This is a genomic window from Rhodopseudomonas rhenobacensis (genome assembly GCF_014203125.1).
Lineage (GTDB): Bacteria > Pseudomonadota > Alphaproteobacteria > Rhizobiales > Xanthobacteraceae > Rhodopseudomonas_A > Rhodopseudomonas_A rhenobacensis.
This window is the reverse complement of record NZ_JACHIH010000052.1, coordinates 1-23,375: the sequence shown is the minus strand read 5'-3', so window position 1 is coordinate 23,375 and position 23,375 is coordinate 1. Positions and strand designations below refer to the sequence as shown.

General features: G+C 67.6%; 18 protein-coding genes. 9 read left to right on the top strand and 9 right to left on the bottom strand.

The window, feature by feature from the left end:
• Positions 1-167: 167 nt before the first annotated feature.
• Positions 168-1,535: an MmgE/PrpD family protein gene (locus tag HNR60_RS23325; RefSeq protein ID WP_184262696.1), complete on the bottom strand. Its 1,368-nt coding sequence runs from the start codon at positions 1,533-1,535 to the stop codon at positions 168-170.
• A 168-nt stretch (positions 1,536-1,703) separates the two neighbouring features.
• Between HNR60_RS23325 and HNR60_RS23320 the strand changes: the two genes are divergently transcribed.
• Complete coding sequence (locus HNR60_RS23320) at positions 1,704-2,846, top strand: FUSC family protein (RefSeq protein ID WP_184262694.1); 1,143 nt, start codon at positions 1,704-1,706, stop codon at positions 2,844-2,846.
• Positions 2,847-3,037: 191 nt separating this feature from the next.
• Here the strand turns inward: HNR60_RS23320 and HNR60_RS23315 are convergent, their stop codons facing one another.
• A complete protein-coding gene (locus tag HNR60_RS23315; RefSeq protein ID WP_184262692.1) occupies positions 3,038-3,499 on the bottom strand; it encodes a DUF2269 family protein in 462 nt (153 codons plus the stop codon).
• Between the two features lie 441 nt (positions 3,500-3,940).
• On the opposite strand from HNR60_RS23315, the gene HNR60_RS23310 reads away from it, so the two are divergent.
• Together HNR60_RS23310 and HNR60_RS23305 are read left to right on the top strand one after the other, a co-directional pair.
• The gene (locus tag HNR60_RS23310) at positions 3,941-5,134 is read left to right on the top strand and encodes an extracellular catalytic domain type 1 short-chain-length polyhydroxyalkanoate depolymerase (protein ID WP_184262690.1); all 1,194 of its coding nucleotides are present in this window, start codon (positions 3,941-3,943) and stop codon (positions 5,132-5,134) included.
• A gap of 101 nt (positions 5,135-5,235) precedes the next feature.
• Positions 5,236-8,058 carry a PAS domain-containing protein gene (locus tag HNR60_RS23305; RefSeq protein WP_184262688.1) on the top strand — a complete coding sequence of 941 codons (2,823 nt, stop codon included), beginning with the start codon at positions 5,236-5,238 and terminating at the stop codon, positions 8,056-8,058.
• A 227-nt stretch (positions 8,059-8,285) separates the two neighbouring features.
• Here the strand turns inward: HNR60_RS23305 and HNR60_RS23300 are convergent, their stop codons facing one another.
• A complete protein-coding gene (locus HNR60_RS23300) occupies positions 8,286-9,059 on the bottom strand; it encodes a methyltransferase domain-containing protein (RefSeq protein ID WP_184262685.1) in 774 nt (257 codons plus the stop codon).
• Positions 9,060-9,197: 138 nt separating this feature from the next.
• On the opposite strand from HNR60_RS23300, the gene gloB reads away from it, so the two are divergent.
• Together gloB and HNR60_RS23290 are read left to right on the top strand one after the other, a co-directional pair.
• Entirely contained in the window at positions 9,198-9,965 is a 768-nt protein-coding gene (gene gloB / locus HNR60_RS23295; protein WP_184262683.1) for a hydroxyacylglutathione hydrolase, read from the top strand.
• Positions 9,965-10,411: a cupin domain-containing protein gene (locus tag HNR60_RS23290; protein ID WP_184262681.1), complete on the top strand. Its 447-nt coding sequence runs from the start codon at positions 9,965-9,967 to the stop codon at positions 10,409-10,411. Before gloB ends, HNR60_RS23290 begins: the two co-directional genes overlap by 1 nt.
• A gap of 302 nt (positions 10,412-10,713) precedes the next feature.
• Here the strand turns inward: HNR60_RS23290 and yddG are convergent, their stop codons facing one another.
• The 3 genes from yddG to HNR60_RS23275 form a co-directional block, all read right to left on the bottom strand.
• The gene (yddG, locus tag HNR60_RS23285) at positions 10,714-11,589 is read right to left on the bottom strand and encodes an aromatic amino acid exporter YddG (protein WP_184262679.1); all 876 of its coding nucleotides are present in this window, start codon (positions 11,587-11,589) and stop codon (positions 10,714-10,716) included.
• Between the two features lie 31 nt (positions 11,590-11,620).
• Positions 11,621-12,346, bottom strand: a complete 726-nt coding sequence (gene phbB, locus HNR60_RS23280; RefSeq protein ID WP_184262677.1) for an acetoacetyl-CoA reductase — start codon at positions 12,344-12,346, stop codon at positions 11,621-11,623.
• Positions 12,347-12,616: 270 nt separating this feature from the next.
• Positions 12,617-13,795 carry an acetyl-CoA C-acetyltransferase gene (locus tag HNR60_RS23275; RefSeq protein WP_184262675.1) on the bottom strand — a complete coding sequence of 393 codons (1,179 nt, stop codon included), beginning with the start codon at positions 13,793-13,795 and terminating at the stop codon, positions 12,617-12,619.
• A gap of 288 nt (positions 13,796-14,083) precedes the next feature.
• Between HNR60_RS23275 and phaR the strand changes: the two genes are divergently transcribed.
• On the top strand, positions 14,084-14,710 hold the full coding sequence (gene phaR / locus HNR60_RS23270; RefSeq protein WP_184262673.1) for a polyhydroxyalkanoate synthesis repressor PhaR: 627 nt from the start codon (positions 14,084-14,086) through the stop codon (positions 14,708-14,710).
• Positions 14,711-14,969: 259 nt separating this feature from the next.
• On the opposite strand, the gene mutS is transcribed toward phaR, so the two are convergent.
• Positions 14,970-17,681, bottom strand: coding sequence for a DNA mismatch repair protein MutS (gene mutS, locus HNR60_RS23265; protein ID WP_184262671.1), 2,712 nt, complete (start codon positions 17,679-17,681; stop codon positions 14,970-14,972).
• A gap of 321 nt (positions 17,682-18,002) precedes the next feature.
• Here mutS and pcaF point away from each other — a divergent pair, with 321 nt between their 5' ends.
• Positions 18,003-19,211, top strand: a complete 1,209-nt coding sequence (gene pcaF, locus HNR60_RS23260) for a 3-oxoadipyl-CoA thiolase (protein ID WP_184262669.1) — start codon at positions 18,003-18,005, stop codon at positions 19,209-19,211.
• A 9-nt stretch (positions 19,212-19,220) separates the two neighbouring features.
• Here the strand turns inward: pcaF and HNR60_RS23255 are convergent, their stop codons facing one another.
• Together HNR60_RS23255 and HNR60_RS23250 are read right to left on the bottom strand one after the other, a co-directional pair.
• A complete protein-coding gene (locus HNR60_RS23255; protein WP_184262667.1) occupies positions 19,221-20,123 on the bottom strand; it encodes a LysR substrate-binding domain-containing protein in 903 nt (300 codons plus the stop codon).
• A 70-nt stretch (positions 20,124-20,193) separates the two neighbouring features.
• Positions 20,194-20,367, bottom strand: a complete 174-nt coding sequence (locus HNR60_RS23250; protein WP_210313753.1) for a hypothetical protein — start codon at positions 20,365-20,367, stop codon at positions 20,194-20,196.
• A gap of 118 nt (positions 20,368-20,485) precedes the next feature.
• Here HNR60_RS23250 and katG point away from each other — a divergent pair, with 118 nt between their 5' ends.
• Positions 20,486-22,684: a catalase/peroxidase HPI gene (gene katG / locus HNR60_RS23245; RefSeq protein WP_184262663.1), complete on the top strand. Its 2,199-nt coding sequence runs from the start codon at positions 20,486-20,488 to the stop codon at positions 22,682-22,684.
• A gap of 286 nt (positions 22,685-22,970) precedes the next feature.
• Positions 22,971-23,291, top strand: a complete 321-nt coding sequence (locus HNR60_RS23240; protein WP_184262661.1) for a GIY-YIG nuclease family protein — start codon at positions 22,971-22,973, stop codon at positions 23,289-23,291.
• The last annotated feature ends 84 nt before the right edge of the window (positions 23,292-23,375 follow it).

The window sequence follows — 23,375 nt, the reverse complement described above, 5'->3', positions numbered from 1 at the left end:
CGCGGTCAACCCACCGCTTTCCTGCAAAATCGAAGACTTGCACGAACTCGATTAACCCGAAAAATCAGGCGCTTCCGAATTGTTCACGGACGACTTTTTGGGCAGAGCGGTGTGCCGGCAGGCTGGCGTCCCAAAGGCGATAGCAAGTCATTATCGCCCGGCACCTGCTACCCCCTTCCCAGCGCCGCCACGTCTCCAAAGCGGTCGAAGCGTTCCAGCGCCAGCATCGCGTCGGCGAATTTTTCCGCGCCGCCATCGAGCACCGGGCGCGCCAGCTGCAGGAATTTCTGCGTCATCGCCTCCGCACTCGGAAACGCATTGGGCTCGCCGGAGGGATCCGGGATCAGCCGCACGTGCACGCCATCCTCGGTGCTGATCGCCACATGCGCGCCGAACGGATGGGTCTTTCCCTCCAACCGCGCGTCCTGCACCACGTCGAATTTATCGGCCAGCGCGTCGATCAATGGATCGCCGAGCCGCGCGTAGTCGTCCCAGCCGAAGCCGCCCTGCTCCAGCGCCAGGGCGCCTGTGAAGTACATCGAGAACTGCCCGGCGACGATCGAGCGCGGATGCCGCTTGGTGGCGGCGTCGCCGGTCAGCGTGATGCCGTTGCGGTGCAGCCCGATGGTGACCCGCGCGATCTGCTCGGGCGTGAGGTTGTGTTCGCGGCGCATCGCGATCAGCGCGTCGAGCGCCGCATGGGTGTAGCGGCAGCTCGGATAGGGCTTTACCCCGATCTTCATGGTCTCGTAGATTGTACCCAATCCCGCGATAGCCTTTTCCGGATGGGCGTCGTCGCTGTAGCCGACCAACAGGCCGTGGATGCCTTCGATCGCCTGCGTGGCGCCGACGAAATTCTGCCGTGCCAAAGTGGCGGCGATCACCCCGTTCATCGCCGCGGCGCCGACCTGGTAGCGCTTGTTCCAGGCGCCGTTGACCAGGAATTGCAGCGAGCCCGCGGCCTGGCTGCCGGCGACGCCGAATGCCGCGATGATCTGCTCCGGCGTCAGCTTGAACAGCTTAGCCGCCGCCGCTGCGGCGCCGAAGGTGCCGGCGGTGGCGGTGGGATGAAAGCCGCGGGCGTAATGCGAGGTCGGATCGAGCGCGTTGCCGAGCCGGCAGCACACCTCGTAGCCCGCGACGATCGCGGTCAGCACCTCGGCGCCCGATGCGCCGACAAGTTCGCCGACCGCAAACGCCGCCGGAACCACCGGGGCGGACGGATGCAGCGAGGAATCCGCGTGGGTGTCGTCGAAATCCAGCGAATGGCCGAGCGCGCCGTTGAGCAGCGCCGCGACCGCAGGGGTCCAGCCGCGATCGTCGCCGAACACCGTCGCGGGCCCCGCGCCGTCGAGCGACAGCGCGCGCAGCGTCTGCAGAATCGCCGGGGTGGATTCGGCATCGCGACGCGCCCGAATCGCGCTGCCGAGAAAATCCAGCGTCAGGGATTTCGCCCGCGTCCGCACCTCTTGCGGAATGGCGTCGAAATCGAGCCCGGCGACATAGAAGGCCAGCGTCGCGGTTTCATCGGTCATCGGTGCGTCCGGGCGGTGGAGGGAGCGGCAGGGTAGGCGGGGCGGCGGCGACGTTCAAGCCGGCGGCGCGCGGGCGATTGCCAGTCACAATTTCGCATGCTCTGTGGCGCACAGCTCGACGCAGGGCGGCAACGGCGCCGCCCTCCCAGCCATTTCGACACGAGGCCTATGACCAATTTCAAGACACGAATCGCCGCGCAGCTGAAGCCGCGCCGGCTGCAACTCGGACTGGCGCTGCGGGTGACGCTGGCGGCGCTGCTGGCGCTGGCGTTCGCCCAGGCGGTGCATCTGCGGCTGCCGCTGTGGGCGGTGCTGACCTCGATCATCGTCACCCAGCTCAGCGTCGGCCGCTCGCTGAAAGTGGCGATCGACTATCTGATCGGCACGGTGGGCGGCGCGGCCTATGGCGGCGCGGTGACCATCTTCGTGCCGCACCATAGCGAATGGGAGCTATTGGCGGTGCTGGCGGTGATTGTGGCGCCGCTGGCCCTGATCGCGGCGATCAAGCCGCGGTTCAACGTCGCTTTGGTGACCGCGATCATCGTGCTGCTGGTGCCGACCATGACCCAGGTCAATCCGCTGGATTCCACCATCGACCGCGTGCTGGAGGTCGGCGTCGGCGCCATCACCGGCCTCGTGGTGTCGTTCTTCGTGCTGCCGTCCCGCGCGCTCGGGCTCGCCACCAATGCGGCGGCGCGGACGCTGGAATTGATGGCGGTGGCGCTGCGCGAATTGCTGGCCGGGCTGACCGGCGGGCTCGACACCGACGCGCTGCACCGGCTGCAGGACGGCATCGGCGAATCGCTGGTCACGCTCGGCGAGATCGCCGTCGAGGCGGAAAGCGAACGCTCCGCCGGGCTGTCGAACGGGCCGGATACCGCGCCGTTGCTGCGCACGCTGCTGCGGTTGCGCCACGATCTGGTGATGGTCGGCCGCGCCGCCGGCGGGCCGTTGCCGGAGCCGCTGCAGGCGCGGCTCGGCGGCGTGCTGGAGCAGTTCAGCGACGCCGCGACCGGATACCTCTCGGCCGCCGCGATGGCGCTGCGCGGCCGCGGCGATCCGCCGTCGCTGCAGCAGCTGCAGGCGGCGCTGGCGGCCTACGACGTCGAGGTCGACAAGGTGCGCAAGGATGGCACGACGCGGCAATTGTCGGGCGAGCGCATCGAGCAGTTCTTCGCGCTCGGCTTCGCGCTCGACCAGTTGCAGCAGAATTTCCACGATCTGGCGATGCGGGTCGCCGAACGCGCCAAACCCGGCGAGACCGTCACCGGCACCGCCGAGGACGACGAGGAGAAAAACGGCGCGGCTTAGCAAGCGCCCGTCGTCCGGGCGCGGCAAGAAGCGCCGTCATTCCGGGGCGCGAGCCCCCTTGGGCGAGCGAACCCGGAATCCTGCCGCGGGAAGGCGTGTGCGCGTGGCGAGATTCCGGGTTCGCTCGAGCTGACGCTCTCGCGCCCCGGAATGACGGCTTCTTGTGAAGGAGCGGATCGACGACGCTTAAGCTACGGCTTCAGCACCATGAGCACGGTGGCGGCGACCAGCGGCACGGTGGCGATGATGCCCCACACCAGCCATTTCTGCGCGTCGCGCAGATAGCTCAAGGGAATCCGGTCGAGCGAGGCGAAGTTGCGCGCCGCCCTGCCCTGCCGGATCTGCAGCGGAACCAGAATGCCGAGCCACATCATGCCGGACACCGCGAACAGGATCTGTCCGCCCACCAGCCAGACCGAGTCGAACAGCGGCAGGCCGCGCACATAGGCCGCGCCATAGCCGCCGATCATCACCAGCGCGATGCCGGCCAAGGTGAAGATCCAGTCGGCGGCGTTCACGCCGTGCTGCGCATGGGCGACAATTTTCGGATCGGCGGTGCGATCGGCCAGCACTTTCCAATAGGCGGTGATCGTCACATTGCCAACCAACAGCACCACGCCGAGAACGTGAAGCGCCTTCAACACATCGTACATTCGGTTCGGTCCGCGAAGTCACGGCGCCGGACGGCGACCGTTGCACGTGAAAGGACGACGCCGGACAGCGTCAGGATCAGGGAGAATGGTTTCGCGCAGAAAAGTCAAATTTGCCGAATGCGACCAAAGTCGAGGGTGCGGCGGGCCGCGCGGTAATAGCAACAGCGGCCCGGCGGGCGCCGCCGCCGGAACTAATCGAGGCGATGCCGGCGGACAACCGCGCAGCGCCGCGGAACCGGCCGCATCCTCAACCTGGCGGTCTGGTTGCGATCCACGCGATGTTTCGGAGGTCCGGCGGTGGCACGGCTTCGGTGAAAATACCGGCGTTTTGCGTGAGGCGTCTACACGCGGCGTTGATCGCGTCGGCTATTTTATTTTGCAGTGCAGCAACCATATTCCCGATGGCTGATTGTCTCACCGAATCCGGACCAAGGAGCTGCCGTGTCGCTTTCCAAGAACATCGAATTCCTTCGTCAGTTCCGTAAGATCAACGGCTTCGGAGGGCTGTCCGGCAGCGTCGGCGGCGCGCCGGCGGCGGCGGGCAGCCACCTCACCGAGACCGCCGATTTCGGGCCCAATCCCGGCCAGTTGCGGATGCTGTCCTATGTGCCGGCCGACGCCGGCAACAAGCCGCCGCTGGTGGTGGTGCTGCACGGCTGTACGCAGACCGCGGGCGGCTACGACGTCGGCGCCGGCTGGTCGACGCTGGCCAAGCGTTACGGCTTTGCGCTCCTGATGCCGGAGCAGACCAATTCCAACAATCCAAACCGCTGCTTCAACTGGTTCGTGCCGGAAGACACCAGGCGCGGCGGCGGCGAGGCCGCTTCGATCCGGCAGATGATCGAACAGATGGCGACCGCGCATCACATCGACCGCGACCAGGTGTTCGTCACCGGGCTGTCGGCCGGCGGCGCGATGACCGCGGTGATGCTGGCGACCTATCCGGAAACCTTCGCGGCCGGCGCGGTGATCGCCGGCTTGCCGTACGGCGTCGCCGGCAATGTGCAGCAGGCAATGAGCGCGATGATGCAATCCGCCTCGCGGCCTGCGGCTGAGCTCGGCGATCTGGTGCGCGACGCCTCCAAGCATCGCGGGCCGTGGCCGAAGCTGTCGGTGTGGCACGGCAGCGCCGACCGCACCGTCAATCCGTCGAATGCCGACGAACTGGTCAAGCAGTGGCTCGACCTGCACCAATTGCCGTCGTCGCCGATGTCGACCGCGAAAGTCGACGGCTATCCGCGCCAGGTGTGGTGGAATGCGGCCGGCGAGACCGTGGTGGAATCCTACACCATCACCAATATGGCGCACGGCACCCCGCTCGGGACCGGCGCGAGCACCGAGAGCTATGGCGCGCAGGGCGCGTACCTGCTCGATGTCGGTATCTCGTCATCCTACCACATCGCGAAATTCTTCGGCCTGACCGAGCGCATCCATCGGCCGGCGACTGCCTCCACCACCGCTGCGACGGCGTCGACGCCGGCCGTGCATGTCGAGCAGCTCCACGAAATCCCGCGCGCCCGCAAGGCCCGCGCCAAGCAGGAGCATCGCGACGAGCCGCACGCCACAGGCCGCCGCGGCTTCGACGTCAACGCGGTGATCACCCGGGCGCTGACCGCCGCCGGCCTGATGAAGTAAACGCCTGTCGTGCCGGGCGGCGGCCCGCGGGCCGTTGCGCCGGACCGCGCCGATGCTAAGCTGACCGCAGAAGCGCAGTTCGCGTGAGACCCGGTCGGCCTATGCTGGAAATCGACAAAACCGGGACGGGCGATTTCCTCGCCGGCGGCGGCGAGATGGGCGCCTTGATGCGGGCCCACGACTGGACCGCGACGCCGCTTGGGCCGCCGGAATCCTGGCCGCAAAGCCTGCGCACCGTGCTGCGCATCCTGCTCACCACCAACCACCCGATGTTCATCTGGTGGGGCGACGAGCTGATCCAGTTCTACAACGACGCCTATCGGCAGACGCTCGGCCCGGAACGCCATCCCTCGGCGCTGGGGCAGCGCGGCCGCGACTGCTGGCAGGAGATCTGGCCGATCATCGGTCCGCAGATCGCCCAGGTGATGGGTGGCGGCGGCCCGACCTGGCACGAGAATCAGCTGGTGCCGGTGACCCGCCACGGCCGGCTCGAGCAGGTGTGGTGGACCTACGGCTACGGCCCGATCGACGAGGACGGCCGGGTCGGCGGCGTGCTGGTGGTCTGCCGCGACGTCACCCGCGACTACCTCGCCGCCGCCGCGCTGCGCGAGCGCGAGGCGGAGCTCGCCAGGGTGCAGCAGATCGGCCGGATCGGCGGCCTCGAGGTCAACCTCGCCACCGGCTTCCACAACCGCCGCTCGCCGGAATATCTGGTGGTACACGGCCTGCCGCCGGAGGCGGCGAACGAAACCCACGCCGACTGGGTGCGGCGGATCCACCCGGAGGATCGCGACGCCACCGAGCGCCAGTTCCTCGACGCGATCCGCGGCGAGGCGCGCGACTACACCGCGCAATATCGCATCATCCGCCCCAGCGACGGCGCGACCCGCTGGATCGCGGTGCGCTCGGTGATCGAACGCGACGAGAACGGCCGGGCGCTGCGGCTGGTCGGCGCCCATACCGACGTCACCGAGCAGGTGCTGGCCGAACGGGCGTCGCGGCAGAGCGAGGAGGCGTTTCGCACGCTGGCCGACGCGCTGCCGAACCATGTCTGGTCGGGCGGGCCGGACGGCATGCTGACCTGGTTCAACCCGCGCGCCTATGAGTATTCCGGCTTCCACCCCGGCGAACTCGACGCCGGCGCCTGGAGCCGGATGGTGCATCCCGACGACGCCGAGCGCACGCTCAAAGCCTGGAGCCGGGCGGTGGCCACCGGCGAGCCCTATGAAAACGAATTCCGGCTGCGCCGGGTCGACGGCGTCTATCGCTGGTTCCTGGCCCGCGCGGTGGCGGCGCGCGACGAGCAGGGCGCCATCGTGCGCTGGATCGGCACTTCGACCGACGTCGACGACCAGAAGCAGATCGCCGCCGAACTGGCCAAGCTCAACGCCACGCTGGAGCAGCGGGTGCAGGACAAGACCCGCGAGCGCGACCGGATCTGGAACGTGTCGCAGGATCTGCTGCTGGTCACCGATCGCGACGGCGGGTTTCTGACGCTCAATCCGGCCTGGCAGCGGACGCTGGGCTGGAGCGAGACCGACCTCCTCACCCACACCGCGGATTGGCTGGAGCATCCCGAAGACCTCGGCGTGACCCGCGCGCAGATGCAGAAGCTCGCCGCCGGCGAGGCCACGGTGCGGTTCGAAAACCGCTTGCGCCACCAGGACGGCAGCTATCGCTGGCTGTCGTGGACCGGCGTCTCCGACGTCGACCGCAACTACGCGGTGGCGCGCGACGTCACCGCCGAAAAGGTCGCGGCGGAACGGCTGAAGGCCACCGAGGAGGCGCTGCGGCAATCGCAGAAGATGGAGGCGGTCGGCCAATTGACCGGCGGCATCGCCCACGACTTCAACAACCTGTTGACCGGGATCGTCGGCTCGCTCGACCTGATGCAGGTCCGGCTCGATCAGGGCCGCGCCGACAACCTGTCGCGCTACATCAACGCCGCGATGACCTCGGCCAACCGCGCCGCGGCGCTGACCCACCGATTGCTGGCGTTTGCGCGAAGGCAGCCGCTGGTGCCGAAATCGGTCGACGTGCATCAGTTGGTCGTCTCGCTGGAGGACCTGCTGCGCCGGACCATCGGCGAGGCGATCGATCTCGAGGTCGCCGCCGCCCCCGGCCTGTGGCCGACGCTGTGCGATCCGAACCAGCTGGAAAGCGCGCTCCTGAACCTCGCGATCAACGCCCGCGATGCGATGCCGGAGGGCGGCAAACTCACCATCGCCTGCAACAACGTGCGGTTCGGCGGGCTGAACGTCGAGCTGCCGGCGCTATTGCCGGGCGACTACGTCTGCATCCGGGTCACCGACACCGGCTGCGGCATGAGCCCCGAGGTGGCGGCGCGGGCGTTCGATCCGTTCTTCACCACCAAGCCGATCGGCCAAGGCACCGGGCTCGGGCTGTCGATGATCTACGGCTTCGCGCAGCAATCCGGCGGCCACGTCCGGCTGCACAGCGAGCCCGGCCGCGGCACCACCGCGAAGCTGTATCTGCCACGCGATCACGGCGAGATCGCCGGCGCGCCGGAAGCCGCCAAGGGCGGCGCCGCGCACGTCGCCAACGGCGAAGCGGTGCTGGTGGTCGAGGACGAGCCGGTGGTGCGCGGGGTGATCGTCGAGATGCTGCAGGAGCAGGGCTACCGCGCCTTCGAGGCGGTCGACGGTCCGTCGGGGCTTGCGCTGCTGCAGCGCGAGCGCATCGACCTTCTGGTCACCGACGTCGGGCTGCCCGGCATCAACGGCCGGCAGCTCGCCGATCAGGCGCGGCAAAGCCGGCCGGATCTCAAGGTGCTGTTCATGACCGGCTATGCCGAAAGTGCTGCGATCGCCGGCGGCTTCCTGGAGCCCGGCATGGAGCTGATCGCCAAGCCGTTCGATCTCGACGATCTGCTGGCCCGGATCAAGCAGCTCATCGAGGCGTGAGCCTCGCCACGGTAGAGCACTGCGCTCGCGCTATTTCGAGTTGGAATTGAAGCATCCAACCCAAATGAAGTCGTCATTCCGGATTGCGAGTTCGAAGAACGAGCAAGTCCGGAATCCATATCCCCTGTAGGGGTTATGGATCCCGGGCTCGCTCGCAGCTTCGCTGCTCGCGCCCCGGGATGACGACCCGGGAATGTCGAAACGCATCAATCCAAGTCGAAACTTCGCTAACGCGGCGCCGGCATCCCGAGATCGCCGAGATCGCTGTCGTCGTCGCGCGGCGAGGGCAGCATCGCCGGCTGCAGCGCCGGAATCAGGCGGGTGCGCTCGCGGCGCACGGGAATCGCGCGCGCCACCTGCTTGGTGGCCTCGACGATATGCACCCCGGCGAACGGCAGCGCCATCGCAGCCCCGACCCGCTCCCAGGCCGGCGCCGAGCGCAGCATCCAGTTGTGCCCGATCGGCGGCAGAAACAGCGCCTCGCTCCACGCCGTGGGCGTGAACCAGCTGCGTCGCAACAATTGCGCGATCTGCAGCCGGGAATAAGGCCGGCCGTGGCCGAACGGCGTGGTGTCGGTGCGGGCCCAGACGCCGCGGCGATTCGGCACGATCGCGATCAGCCGGCCCGAGGGCGCCAGCACCCGCCACAATTCGCGCATCAAGCCGTCGGGGTCGTCCGACATTTCCAGCGCATGCACCAACAGGATGCGGTCGATCGAAGCATCCGGCAGCGGCAGCGAGCACTCTTCGACCAGGCTCGACAGCGTCGGCCGCGCCGTCGGCCATTTCAGCACGCCTTGCGCCGCCGGCATGAAGGCGAGGCAGCGTTCGCTGTCGTTGCGAAACAGCCCCAGATAGGGCGTCGAATAGCCGAAGCCGAGCACGCGCTGGCCGCGGGCGTCGCGCCAATGCACCTGGATCGCGCGATTGATCAGCCGCCGCGCCATCACCCCCAGGCGTTGCGAGTAGAAATCGCGCAGTTCGGTGACATCGATCGTCATGATTCTATTCTATCACCCGGCGGCGGCGCCCACGCCATGCAAGCCATCAGCAATAACGCATTGCCGCGCCAGCGTTAACGCCATATTTCAGAGGCCCCGGGGCGGTTCAGCCCGGGCTTGGTTACTCACGGAGATGTCATGGCCGCCGAAATTCGCGTGTTCACCTGTCTCAAGGACAATTTCGGCTACCTGGTGCACGACACCGAAAGCGGCGCCACCGCATCGATCGACGCGCCGGAGGCCGGGCCGATTCTCACCGCACTCGCCCGCGAAGGCTGGACGCTGACCGACATCCTGGTGACGCATCACCACGCCGACCACATCGGCGGCATCGCCGAACTGAAGCAGGCGACCAATTGCCGCGTGGTCGCGCCCTACGATCAGGGCGCGGCGATCCCGCTGGTCGACCTGCGGGTCCGCCAGGGCGACGTCATCAAGGTCGGCGAACTGTTGGCGCGGGTGCTGGAAACCCCCGGCCATACGCTGGACCACATCGCCTACGTGTTCGACGACGACAAGGCGCTGTTCGCCGCCGACACGCTGTTCTCGGTCGGCTGCGGCCGGGTGTTCGAGGGCACCTATCCGATGATGTGGGAGTCGCTGCTGAAGCTGCGGGTGCTGCCCGACGACATGCGGCTGTATTGCGGGCATGAATATACCGCCGCCAACGTCAAGTTCGCGCTGACCGTGGAGCCCGGCAACGCCGCGCTGCAGGCGCGCGCCGCCGAAGTGGCGCATCTGCGCACCGCGGGGCTGCCGACCGTCCCGACGCTGCTCGGCGACGAGAAGCAGACCAACGTGTTTTTGCGCGCCGACGAGCCGAGCGTCGCCGCAGGAGTGCGGCTGAAGGGCGCAGGCGCGGTCGAGGTGTTCACCGAACTGCGCGAACGCAAGAACAAGTCGTGATGGCTGCCGCGACGACTGCGCTCAGCGCCGCCGAGATCATCGCCCGACTCGATCTCAAACCGCATCCGGAAGGCGGGCATTTCCGCGAGACGTTTCGCGATACGCGGGTGGACGGCGCCGGCCGCGCCGCCTCGACCGCGATCTATTTCCTGCTGGCGAAGGGCGAGCGCTCGCATTGGCACCGCATCGACGCGGTCGAGGTCTGGCATTACTACGCCGGCGCGCCGCTCGACTTGCAGATCGCCGATGGCGATGGCCGACGGACTGTGCGGTTGGGACCCGATCTCGCCGCGGGGGAACTGCCGCAAGGCCTCGTGCCGCCGCACGCCTGGCAGGCCGCGCAGAGCAGCGGCGACTGGACCCTGGTCGGCTGCACGGTGGCGCCGGGCTTCGATTTTGCGACGTTCGAACTGGCGGAGAAGGGCTGGGAGCCGGCGGAAGTGTGATGTCGGATGAGCCGGATGGACCGCAGAACGACTGCTGCGGGCACTGATTCACCTCTCCCCGCTCGCGGGGAGAGGTCGACCCCGCGTAGCACCCGGATCGGCGCTTCGCGCCGTCCGAGTACAGGCTCCGCGAAGCGGGGTCGGGTGAGGGGGCGTCTCGGCATCACGCGGCGCCCCCTCACCCGGCGTGCCAAGCTTCGCTTGTCACGCCACCCTCTCCCCGCAAGCGGGGCGAGGGAAGCAGCGGCGCCGCTGCATCGAGATTTCACCACGGTAAGCTTGGTACGCGCGCAAGACCGCGCTCAGCTTCGCCCTTTCCAGATCATATCTTTCGCCGCGATCAGCCCGCCGCCGGCGATCAGCGCTGCGGCGAGCGCCAGCGTGGTGCTCGCTTCGGCGAAGCCGGCGAGGATCAAAAAGCCCGTCGACAGCAGCGGCGTGGCGTAGCTCGCCGCGCCCAGCACGCGGATGTCGCCGCGTTTCATGCCGATGTCCCAGGCGTAGAACGCCCCGCCCACCGGGCCGATGCCGAGGATCGCGATCGACGCCCATTGCGTCGGCGTCTGCGGCCACACCGTGGTCTCCACCGCGCCATGCACCAGCGCTGCCAGCACGGCGGTGGCGAGGCAGAACCCGGCGACCGCGTCGGTCGGCACCGCGCGGAGCCGCCGCGACATCACCGAATAGGCCGCCCAGATGAACGCCGCGACGAACGCGGCGACCAAACCCGCGATGTGCCCCGGCTCAAAACGCGCCGAGGCGTTGCCCGCGAACAGCAAGACGGTGCCGACCAGCCCGAGCAGCGCGCCGGCCAGGTGATGCCACCGCAGCCGCTCGCCGGGCAAAAACGACGAGAACAGCACGATCAGCAGCGGCCACAGATAGTTCAGCAGCCCGGCCTCGGCCGGCGGCGCCAGCCGCAGCGCCAGGAAATACAAAGCGTGATAGCCGAACAGTCCGCCGACGCCGACCGCCCAGGCCAGCGGCGACTGCCGCAGCGCGCGCGCCGCACCCGGCCGCAGCAGCCAGCTCACAACGCCGACCCCCGCGCCGATCGCAAAGGTCATCGCGGCGAGTTGAAACGCCGGCATGGTGCCGCTGGCGACGGTGAGCACCGCCAGCAGCGACCACATCAGGATGGCGCTGAGCCCGACCAGCGTCGCCGAACGCACCGTCATGGCGCGGTGCGCCGGCGGCGCGACGCCGCGATCAGGTCATCGACTGCCCGCCGTTGATCGACAGCGTCGAGCCGGTGATGAAGCCGGCGTCGTCGGCGGCGAGGAACACCACCGCGCGGGCGATCTCCTCCGGCTCGCCGAGCCGGTTGACCGGGATCAGCGGCAGGATGTTTTTCTCCAGAACCTCTTTCGGCACCGCCTGCACCATCTCGGTGTTGATGTAACCCGGGCAGATCGCGTTCACCGTGATGCCGCCGCGGGCGTTCTCCAGCGCCAGCGCCCGGGTGAAGCCGAGATCGCCGGCCTTCGCGGCGGAGTAATTCACCTGGCCGAACTGGCCCTTCTGTCCGTTGACCGACGAGATGTTGATGATGCGGCCGAATTTGCGGCCGCGCATGCCTTCGATCACCTGCCTTGTGACGTTGAACAGCGAGCCGAGATTGGTGCTGGTCACCGCGCTCCATTGCTCGATCGTCATCTTGTGAAACGCGCCGTCGCGGGTGATGCCGGCATTGTTGACCAGGATTTCGACCGCGCCGAGCGCGGCTTCGACGGTCTTGACGCCCTCCACCGAGGCCTCGAACGAACTGACATCCCATTTGAAAACCGGAATTCCCGTCTCGGCCTTGAATTTCTCCGCCGCCGCGTCGTTGCCGCAATAATTCGCCGCGACGTTATATCCGGCGGCCTTCAACGCCTTGCTGATTGCCGCCCCAATGCCTCGTGTTCCTCCGGTCACCAACGCCACACGCGCCATATTCCAATTCCTCCCCTGCGCCTGATCCGTCCCGCACTGCGCAGGACAACAATCGAATCAAGCGCCGCATTGCCATTGAAAGCGTGATCAGATGCTGAGCTTTTAACCTTGTTATGACCGTTGCTGATAACGCACCGTTGTCGAGTAGAACTTCGAATTAATCTGGCCGCGTGACGAACATCAAGCAAAAACGCCCGGCACGATGGCCGGGCGTCGGAATGATTAGGTGCAGTGCGGTGCGAAGAATTTCTGCTGTGCTGCGTTGCGAGATCAGCCGCGCGCGAGGCACATCGCGATACCCATGCCGCCGCCGATGCACAGCGTAGCAAGACCTTTCTTGGCATCGCGCTTCTGCATCTCGTGCAGCAGCGTCACCAGCACGCGGGCGCCGGAGGCGCCGACCGGATGGCCGATCGCGATCGCGCCGCCGTTGACGTTCACCTTAGAAGTATCCCAGCCGAGGTCCTTGTTGACCGCGCAGGCCTGCGCGGCGAAGGCCTCGTTGGCCTCGATCAGATCGAGATCGCCGATCGACCAGCCGGCCTTCTTCAAGGCCGCGCGCGACGCCGGGATCGGCCCGGTGCCCATGATCTTCGGATCGACGCCGGCCTGCCCCCAGGAGACGATGCGCGCCAGCGGCGTCTTGCCTTCCTTGGCGGCCTGCTTGGCGGTCATCAACACCACGGCGGCGGCGCCGTCGTTGATACCCGAGGCGTTGGCAGCCGTGACGGTGCCGTCCTTTTCGAACGCCGGCTTCAACTTTGCGATCGCCTCGATGGTCACGCCGTGGCGCGGAAACTCGTCGGTATCGACGATGATGTCGCCCTTGCGGTTCTTCACCGTCACCGGGACGATCTCGTCCTTGAAGCGGCCGGCCTTCTGCGCCGCCTCGGCCTTGTTCTGCGAGGCGACCGCGAACTCATCCTGCTGCTGCCGGGTGATCTGATACTGCTTGGCGACGTTCTCGGCGGTGTTGCCCATGTGATAGCCGTTGAAGGCGTCCCACAGCCCGTCCTTCAGCATGGTATCGACGAATTCCACCGCGCCCATCTTCACCCCGCCGCGCAGATATTGCGCATGCGGCGCCATGCTCATGGATTCCTGGCCGCCGGCCACCACGATCTCGGAATCGCCGTTGAGCAGCGCCTGATAGCCCAGCGCCACGGTGCGCAGGCCGGAGCCGCACAGCTGATTGATGCCCCAGGCCGGGCTCTCCACCGGAATGCCGGCGGCGATCGAGGCCTGCCGCGCCGGGTTCTGGCCCTGCGCCGCGGTGAGGATCTGGCCCATGATGACTTCGGACACCCGGCCCGGCTCGAGCCCGGCGCGCTCCAGCGCGGCTCGGATCACCACCGCGCCGAGGTCGTGCGCGGGCAAAGTAGCAAAGGCGCCGTTGAAACTTCCGACAGCGGTACGAGCGGCGCTGACGATGACGACATCGTCGGACATGGGCATTTCTCCTGGGCTTGTACTGTTTGGACTGTGCCCGCCGGGCGGCGGGCCGGGTCGGCTGCTATCCTGTTAACCTCGCTGCAGCGTGTCAATCGGCAAAGCCCGTTTCCTCGCCGCAGCGCGATCAAAATGCCGTTCCGGGCGGCACCGGGAGGATCAGAATGCTGCCGAATTAACCTTCGCGAACAAAAAGGTAGCAGAAGGGCGAGGGAAGTGCTTATTTTGTTGCGTTGCGTTTCGTTCGCCGGCGCGAGCCGGTTCCTGTCCTCCTAGGTGTGGGTGACCATGGCGAAATCGAATCTGCCGACGACAATCAAGAAATATGCAAACCGGCGGCTCTACAACACCGGAACCAGTACTTACGTGACGCTCGAAGACCTCGCCGCGATGGTGAAGGACGGCGAGGATTTCCTGGTTTTCGACGCCAAGTCCGGCGACGACATCACCCGCTCGGTGCTGGCTCAGATCATCTTCGAACAGGAAAACAAGGCGGGTCAGAACCTGCTGCCGACCACCTTCCTGCGCCAGCTGATCCGGTTCTACGGCGACAGCATGCAGATGGTGGTGCCGCGCTATCTGGAGCAGTCGATCGATACGCTGACCCGCGAACAGGAGAAGTTTCGCAAGCAGCTGACCTCGACCTTCAGCGTCGGGCCGTTCGCGCCGCTGGAAGAGCACGTCCGCCGCAACATGGAATTGTTCGAGCGCACCTTCTCGATGTTCAAGCCGTTCGTGCCGAGCAACCCGGCCACCCACAGCGCACCGGAGCCGGAGCCGCCGCCGGAGCCGGCCGCGGACGCCGGCAACATCGACGACCTGCGTCGCCAGATGAAGGAGATGCAGGACCGGCTCGACCGCATGGCGGCGGAGCCGAAGAAAGAGCTGCCGGCTGAGCCGAACAAAGAGGAGTGAGCGCAGCTCTCGCCGCGCGCTTCTGCCGGTCGGGTTGGGTGCGCCCGACACATATCAAGCCGTCATCCCGGGGCGCGAGCAGCGACAGCTGCGCGCGAGCCCGGGCCCCATGCGGCGCGAGTCGCGGTGGTGCGGAGCACGCGATGGTGGTCCGAATCGAGGCCAGGGGTGATGGGCCCCTGCGCGCGCAGGGACGACCCGCGGAGGGGATCTTTGCGAGCGGACGCCAAGCGCGCGCAGCGACCGCCGGGGGTTCGCCTCACCCCTTCAGCTTCGCCTTCAGCGCGTAAAGCGCATCCAGCGCCTCGCGCGGGGAAAGTTCGTCGGGGTGCAGCGCCTGCAATGCGGCGATCAGTTGCTCGGCTTCGGTCGGCGGCGACGGCTCCGCCGGCGCCCGCGCGGTGACGGCGAACAGCGGCAGGTCTTCGGCCAAGGCGCGTGCCGACTGGCCGCGGTCCTGCGCTTCGAGTTTCGCCAGCACCGACTTTGCCCGGGTGATCACGCTCGGCGGGAGCCCTGCGAGCTTCGCCACCTGGATGCCGTAGGAGCGGTCCGCCGAGCCCGGCAGCACCTCGTGCAGAAACACCACGTCGCCGTGCCACTCTTTCACCCGCACCGTGGCGTTGAACAGCCGCGGCAGCTTGGCGGAGAGTGCTGTGAGTTCGTGGTAATGCGTCGCGAACAGCGAGCGGCAGCGATTGCTCTCGTGCAGATGCTCGATCGCCGCCCAGGCGATCGACAGCCCGTCGAAGGTCGCGGTGCCGCGGCCGATCTCGTCCAGAATCACCAGCGCGCGCTCCGACGCCTGGTTCAAGATCACCGCGGTCTCCACCATCTCGACCATGAACGTCGAACGTCCTCGCGCCAGGTCGTCGGCGGCGCCGACCCGCGAGAACAGCCGGTCGACGATGCCGATCCGCGCGCGCGACGCCGGCACGAACGAACCGATCTGCGCTAACAGCGCGATCAGCGCGTTCTGCCGCAGGAAGGTCGACTTGCCCGCCATGTTGGGGCCGGTGATCAGCCAGATCTGCCCGGATTGTTGCCCCGGCCCGGGCGACAGATCGCAGGCGTTGGCGATGAAGGGCTGGCCATCGCGGCGCAGCGCCTGCTCGACGACGGGATGCCGCCCGCCTTCGATCGCGAACGACAGCGAGCCGTCGACCTCGGGGCGGACGTAGTTGTCGGAGGCGGCGAGTTTCGCCAGCGCCAGCGTGACGTCGAGCAGCGCAAAGCCATGCGCCGCGGCGCGCAGATCGTCGGTGGCTTGCTGCACCATCGCTACCAGGCGCTCGAAGATCTCCAGCTCGAGCCCGAGCGCGCGGTCGCCCGCATTGGCGATCTTGGCCTCGATCTCGCCGAGTTCGGCGGTGGTGAAGCGGGTCTGCCCGGCCAAGGTCTGGCGATGGATGAAAGTGCCGTTGAGCGGCGGCGCCATCAGCTTTTCGCCGTGCTGCGCGGTGACTTCGACGAAGTAACCGAGCACGTTGTTGTGGCGGATCTTCAGGCCCTTGACGCCGCAATCATCGGCGTAGCGCGCCTGCATCGCGGCGACGATCAGCCGCGAGTCGTCGCGCAGCTTGCGGGTCTCGTCGAGGGCGGCGTGATAACCTTCGCGGACGAAGCCGCCGTCGCGCTTCATCAGCGGCAAATCATCGGCGAGCGCCTGTGAAAACTCTTGCGCCAGTTCCCGTGACGGCCGCCGCAGCGCCGCCATCACGGTTTGAATTTCTTTCGGCGGCGCCTCGAGCGCGCCGAGCTGCGCCAAAGCCTGATCCGCTGCCCGCAAGCCCTCGCGCAACGCCGCCAGATCGCGCGGCCCGCCGCGGCCGACGCTCAGGCGCGCCAGCGCGCGCGACATGTCGGGGGCTCCGCGCAGCGTCGTCCGCAGCGCCTCGCGCAAGCCGGGATCGGGCAGCAGCGCCGCCACCGCATCGAGCCGCTGCGCGATCTGCTCCACATCGGTGAGCGGCGCCGCCAGCCGCTGCGCCAACAGCCGCGAGCCGGCGGCGGTGACGGTGCAGTCGATCGCATCGAGCAGCGAGCCGCGCCGCTCGCCGGAGAGCGTGCGCGTCAATTCGAGATTGGCGCGGGTCGCCGGATCGATCGCCATGGTGGAGCCGGTGGCCTCGCGCGACGGCGGCGACAGAGGCGGCTTCTTGCCGAGCTGGGTGCGGTCGATATAGGTGACGCAGGCGGCGGCAGCAGTCGCCTCCAGCCGCGACATCGCCGACAACCCGTCCATCGTCGACACCGCGAAGTAATCGCAGAGTCTTCGCTCCGCGGTCGCCGAATCGAACACGTCGCGGGTCAGCGGCGTCACCGCGGGCAATTCGCGCAGCAACGGCCCCAATTCGGCGTCGCTATACAGCGCGTCGGTGACGATCGCCTCGTTGGGATTGATCCGCGCCAGCGTGGCGGCAAGTTCGCCGGGCGCGCATTCGGTGACGATGAATTCGGCGGTCGAGATGTCGATCCAGGCCAGCCCAATGCGGTCGGCGCCGGCGGAGGCGCGCGCCCGCGCAATCGCCAGCAGGTAGTTGTTGGCGCGCGCATCGAGCAGGGTGTCTTCGGTCAGCGTGCCGGGCGTGATCAGCCGCACCACGTCGCGCCGCACCACGCTCTTGCGGGCGCGCGCCGCCGCCGGGTCCTCGGTCTGCTCGCACACCGCCACGCGATGGCCGAGCGCGATCAGCCGATGCAGATAGTCGTCGGAGCGTTCCACCGGCACGCCGCACATCGGGATGTCCTGGCCCTTGTGCTTGCCGCGCTTGGTCAGCGTGATGCCGAGCGCGCGCGCGGCGATTTCGGCGTCCTCGAAGAACAATTCGTAGAAATCGCCCATCCGATAGAACAGCAGCAGGCCGGGATTGGCGGCCTTGATCTCGTGGTACTGCTCCATCATCGGCGACACCTTCTCGGCGGGCGCGGAAGGTTCGGGCGATGGCGAGATGTCGGGTGCGATGGTCATGGCGGGCGCAAACTAGCGCAATTCCGCCGCGCGATCCTACCCGGTCGGCGCGGCCATACACGGCTTTGCACGGCTTTCGCGGCGAGCTTCGCAGTTCGTGTCCCGGACCAGGCGAAGCGCGCAGCGCGGCGCCGCAGAGCCGGGACCGTTACGAAGACTGCCGATGCAACGCCCCCGGGGCTTCGCCGCAATCCTGCGGATTGCCGGCGCGCCCGGGGCACGAGGCTGAGGCTGCGCCGGATTGACCGCGCCGAACCGCCTTCCTAAGACTGCCGCGCAAATTCCGGCGATCAAGCACGGATGACAAAACGGGAGCTGAGGATGCGCGATGTGTTCGTCTGCGACGCGGTGCGGACCCCGATCGGCAGGTTCGGCGGCGCGCTCGCCAAGGTGCGCGCCGACGATCTCGCCGCGGTTCCGATCAAGGCCTTGCTGGCGAAACATCCGCAACTCGACTGGGCCGCGCTCGACGAAGTCACTCTCGGCTGCGCCAATCAGGCCGGCGAAGACAACCGCAACGTGGCGCGGATGGCGCTGCTGCTGGCCGGGCTGCCCGACTCCGTTCCCGGCATCACGCTGAACCGGCTATGCGCCTCCGGGCTCGACGCCGTCGGCGCCGCGGCGCGCGCGATCCGCGCCGGCGACATCGATTTCGCGATCGCCGGCGGCGTCGAATCGATGACGCGGGCGCCGTTCGTGATGGGCAAGGCAACCGAGGCGTTCTCGCGCCAGGCCGAGATCCACGACACCACGATCGGCTGGCGCTTCATCAATCCGCTGATGAAAGCGCAATACGGCGTCGACGCGATGCCGGCGACCGGCGAGAACGTCGCCGAGGAATTCCAGGTGTCGCGCGCCGACCAGGACGCCTTCGCGATCCGCTCCCAGCAGCGCGCCGGCGCCGCGATGGCGTCGGGCTATTTCGCGCAAGAAATCGCCGCGGTGGCGGCGCCCGGCGGCAAGGCCGGGCCGATCGTGGTCGACAAGGACGAACATCCGCGCCCGGAGACCACGCTGGAGGGGCTGTCCAAACTGAAGCCGATCGTGCGCAATCCCGGCACCGTCACCGCCGGCAATGCGTCGGGCGTCAATGACGGCGCCGCCGCGATGATCCTCGCCTCGGAAGACGCCGTGAAGAAGCACGGGCTGACGCCGCGGGCGCGCATCCTTGGCCTCGCGTCAGCCGGGGTGCCGCCGCGGATCATGGGCATCGGCCCGGTGCCGGCGACCCAGAAGCTTTTGGCGCGGCTCAAGCTTTCAATCGGCGATTTCGACCTGATCGAGCTCAACGAGGCCTTCGCCTCGCAGGGGCTGGCCTGCCTGCGCCAACTCGGCGTCGCCGACGACGCCGACTTCGTCAACCCGCATGGCGGCGCCATCGCGCTCGGCCACCCGCTCGGCATGAGCGGCGCCCGGATCGCGCTGACCGCTATCCATGGCCTGGAGACCCGCGCGGGCAAGCTGGCGCTGGCCACGATGTGCGTCGGCGTCGGCCAGGGCGTCGCGATGGCGCTCGAACGGGTGAATTGAGCGGCGCCCTCACCCCACGCTCTCCTTCACCACCTCACCGAGCGCCTTAAAGTCCGCCTTGCGCGGCGAGGTGGTGCGAAACACCAGGCCGATGCGGCGGCCGGGCTGCGGGTCCTTCAGCCGCAACAGCCGGACCCGGCTGTCGCGGCGCTCGACCTCGGCGGCGATCTGCGGAATCAGCGTCAGCCCGTAACCCGACGCCACCATCTGCATCACCGTCGACAGGCTGGAGGCGCCGAACGTCATCCCCGCCGTCGCCTGCTGCCGGCCGCGCCGCGCGGTGGCGCAGAACGCCAACGCCTGGTCGCGCAGGCAATGGCCGTCTTCCAGCAGAATCAGCCGGCTCTGGTCGATGTCGCGCGCCGCCACCCGCGCGGTGTCGGGCCGCGGATCGTCGGCCGGCACCGCCAAGAGAAACAGATCCTCGAACAATTCCAGCGCGTCGAGTTCGCCATCCTCCAGCGGCAGCGCCAGCAGCGCCGCATCGAGCACGCCGCCTTTGATGTCGCCGACCAGCTGCCTGGTCTGGCTCTCGCGCAATTCCAGCCGCAGTTCGGGATATTGCCGTTGCAGCGCCGGCAAAATCTTCGGCAGCAGATACGGCGCCAGCGACGGAATCACGCCAAGCGTCAGCCGTCCGGTCAGCGGCTTGTTGCGATGCCGGGCGAAATCAACGAGGTCGCGCGACGCCGTCAGCACCTCCTCGCCGCGGCGCGCGATCTCGCGGCCGACGTCGGTCAACAGCACCTCGCCGGGCCGCCGCTCCACCACCTTGACGCCGAGCCGTCGCTCCAGATCGCTGATCTGCATCGACAGCGCCGGCTGCGTCACCGCGCAGGCCTCCGCGGCGCGGCCGAAATGGCCGTGCTTGGCGAGCGCGGAGAGATAACGGAGCTGACGCAGCGTGACCATGGACGATCAGATAAACTGATCGCGCGCACAACGCAATTCGACTGGACCTGATGATGGAATTGTTCCAGATTCAGCGCGTCGGGTTCCCGGGGACCGCCGCGGGATCGCCGACCAACAAACCATCATCATCGCGCAGCAAGATGCCGGCCCCGGTCCGGACATCCGACACTGCCGCGGAGGACGCGCCGACCAGACCGCCACCCGCCGGCAACCGGATTGCCGACGCATCGAAATCAAACGCCACGGACCGGCTCGGTCCGGTGCGCCCCGCTTTGGGCGTATCGTGGATGCCGAGGGCCGCGGTGACGACCAAGCCTAAGACAACGCCCACACGCCCAACGACACACGATCGGAGACACTCCATGGACGCAAAGACTGACGACAAATCCGGCAAATGCCCGGTCGCACACGGCCCGGCCCCGCGCGGCAACCGCGACTGGTGGCCGGAGCAGCTCGACCTGTCGGTGCTGCACCAGCGCTCGCCGTCGGCCGACCCGCTCGGCAAGGACTTCCACTATGCCGAACAGTTCAAGCAGCTCGACCTCGCGGCATTGAAGAAGGACCTCACCGCGCTGATGACGGACTCGCAGGACTGGTGGCCGGCGGATTTCGGCCATTACGGCGGCCTGTTCATCCGCATGGCCTGGCATAGCGCCGGCACCTATCGCACCACCGACGGCCGCGGCGGCGCCGGCGGCGGCCAGCAGCGCTTCGCGCCGCTGAATTCCTGGCCCGACAACGCCAACCTCGACAAGGCGCGCCGGCTGCTGTGGCCGATCAAGCAGAAATACGGCCAGAAGATCTCCTGGGCCGATCTCTACGTGCTGGCCGGCAACGTCGCGCTGGAATCGATGGGCTTTCAGACCTTCGGCTTTGCCGGCGGCCGCGCCGACACCTGGGAGCCGGAAGAGCTGTTCTGGGGGCCGGAAGGCACCTGGCTCGGCGACGAGCGCTACAGCGGCGAACGTGAACTGTCCGATCCGCTCGGCGCGGTGCAGATGGGACTGATCTACGTCAACCCGGAAGGCCCGAACGGCAATCCCGATCCCGTGGGCTCCGCCAAGGACATCCGCGAAACCTTCGCCCGCATGGCGATGAACGATGAAGAGACCGTGGCGCTGATCGCCGGCGGCCACACCTTCGGCAAGACCCACGGCGCCGGCGATCCGTCGCTGCTCGGGCCTGAGCCGGAAGGCGGCGACGTCGAGGACCAGGGGCTCGGCTGGAAGAGCAAATACGGCACCGGCTTCGGCGCCGACGCCATCACCGGCGGACCGGAAGTGATCTGGTCGCAGGAGCCGACCAAGTGGAGCAACCACTTCTTCGACAACCTGTTCAAGTTCGAATGGGAATTGACCAAGAGCCCGGCCGGCGCCCAGCAATGGGTCGCCAAGAACGCCGAGCCGTCGATCCCGGACCCGTTCGATCCGTCGAAGAAGCGGCTGCCGACCATGCTGACCTCCGACCTCGCGCTGCGCTTCGATCCCGCCTACGAGAAGATCTCGCGGCGGTTCTACGAGAATCCGGATCAGCTCGCCGACGCCTTTGCGCGGGCCTGGTTCAAGCTGACCCATCGCGACATGGGCCCGGTGGCGCGCTATCTCGGCCCGGAAGTGCCGAAGGAAACGCTGCTCTGGCAGGACCCGATCCCGCCGGTCGATCATGAACTGATCAACGACGCCGATGTCGAAGCCCTCAAGGCCAAGATCCTCGGCTCCGGTCTCTCGGTCGCCGACCTGGTCTCCACCGCCTGGAATTCGGCCTCGACCTTCCGCGGCTCCGACAAGCGCGGCGGCGCCAATGGCGCGCGCATTCGCCTCAGCCCGCAGAAGGACTGGGAGGTCAACCAGCCGGAGCAGCTCGCAACCGTGCTGCAGAAGCTGGAAGCGATCGGCAAGGAGTTCGGCAAGAAAGTCTCGCTCGCCGACCTGATCGTGCTCGGCGGTGTCGCGGCGATCGAGAAGGCCGCCAAGGACGCCGGCGTCGCCGTCAAGGTGCCGTTCTCGCCGGGCCGCATGGACGCCTCGCAGGAGCAGACCGACGCGCCGTCCTTCGCGCCGCTCGAACCCCGCGCCGACGGCTTCCGCAACTACATCAACAGCAAGAAGCACCAGTTCATGAAGCCCGAAGAGGCTTTGGTGGATCGGGCGCAGCTGTTGACGCTGACCGCGCCGGAAATGACCGTACTGGTCGGCGGGTTGCGGGTGCTCGGCGCCAATGCGGGGGATTCCAAGCACGGCGTGTTCACCACCAAGCCCGGCACGCTCTCCAACGACTTCTTCGTCAACCTGTTGACGATGGCGACGTCGTGGCAGCCCTCCGGCACCGAGGGCATCTATGAGGGCCGCGACCGCAAGTCGGGCGACGTCAAGTGGACCGCGACCCGCGTCGACCTGATCTTCGGCTCGCACTCGCAGCTCCGCGCGCTCGCCGAGGTCTATGCGCAAGCGGACTCCAAAGAGAAGTTCGTCAACGACTTCGTCGCCGCCTGGACCAAGGTGATGAACGCCGACCGCTTCGACCTTCTCGCCGAGCCGGTGCTGCTGGAGGCCGCGGAGTAACGACGAGCCGCTAAGTAACGACCGCCAAGCCTCGGCGACGATAAAACAGCCTCACCAACGCCAAGCCCCCGCGACCGTCGCGGGGGCTTTTTTTGGATAACCCGCGTGTACCGCGCACCGCTTAACGGCGATCCAACTAGCTCGCCGTTATCCTGAGGAGCGCGCCCGACGGGCGCGCGTCTCGAAGGATGGGCCGCGGCCGAGGCAATCACCACACGTTTCGATTGACAGCCACAGCCTCGCTGGCATGCTTCACGCCTGACTTTTGTATACCAAGAGGCCGAGGATGGGCATCTTCGTCTACATGCTCCGCTGCGCCGACGGCTCCTACTACGTTGGTAGCGCGACCGGCGACGATCTCGCGCCGCGCATCGCGCAACACGACGTCGGCACTTACCCCGGATACACCTCGACCCGCCGGCCGGTGACGCTGGTCTGGTCCGAGCATTTCGATCGCATTACCGACGCGATCGCCGTCGAACGGCAGATCAAGGGCTGGAGCCGTGCCAAGAAAGAGGCACTGATCCGCGGCGACTGGACCGACATCAGTCGGCTGGCGCGTCGCGGCGGCCACGTCCGCGGTTCAACACCATCGTCGTCATCCTGAGAGCCTGTGAAGCTATTCGATTGGCGGCTCTCGGCGATATGATGTGTCGCGATCGCTGCGCAGGAGTGCGGTTGGAGGAGTGCG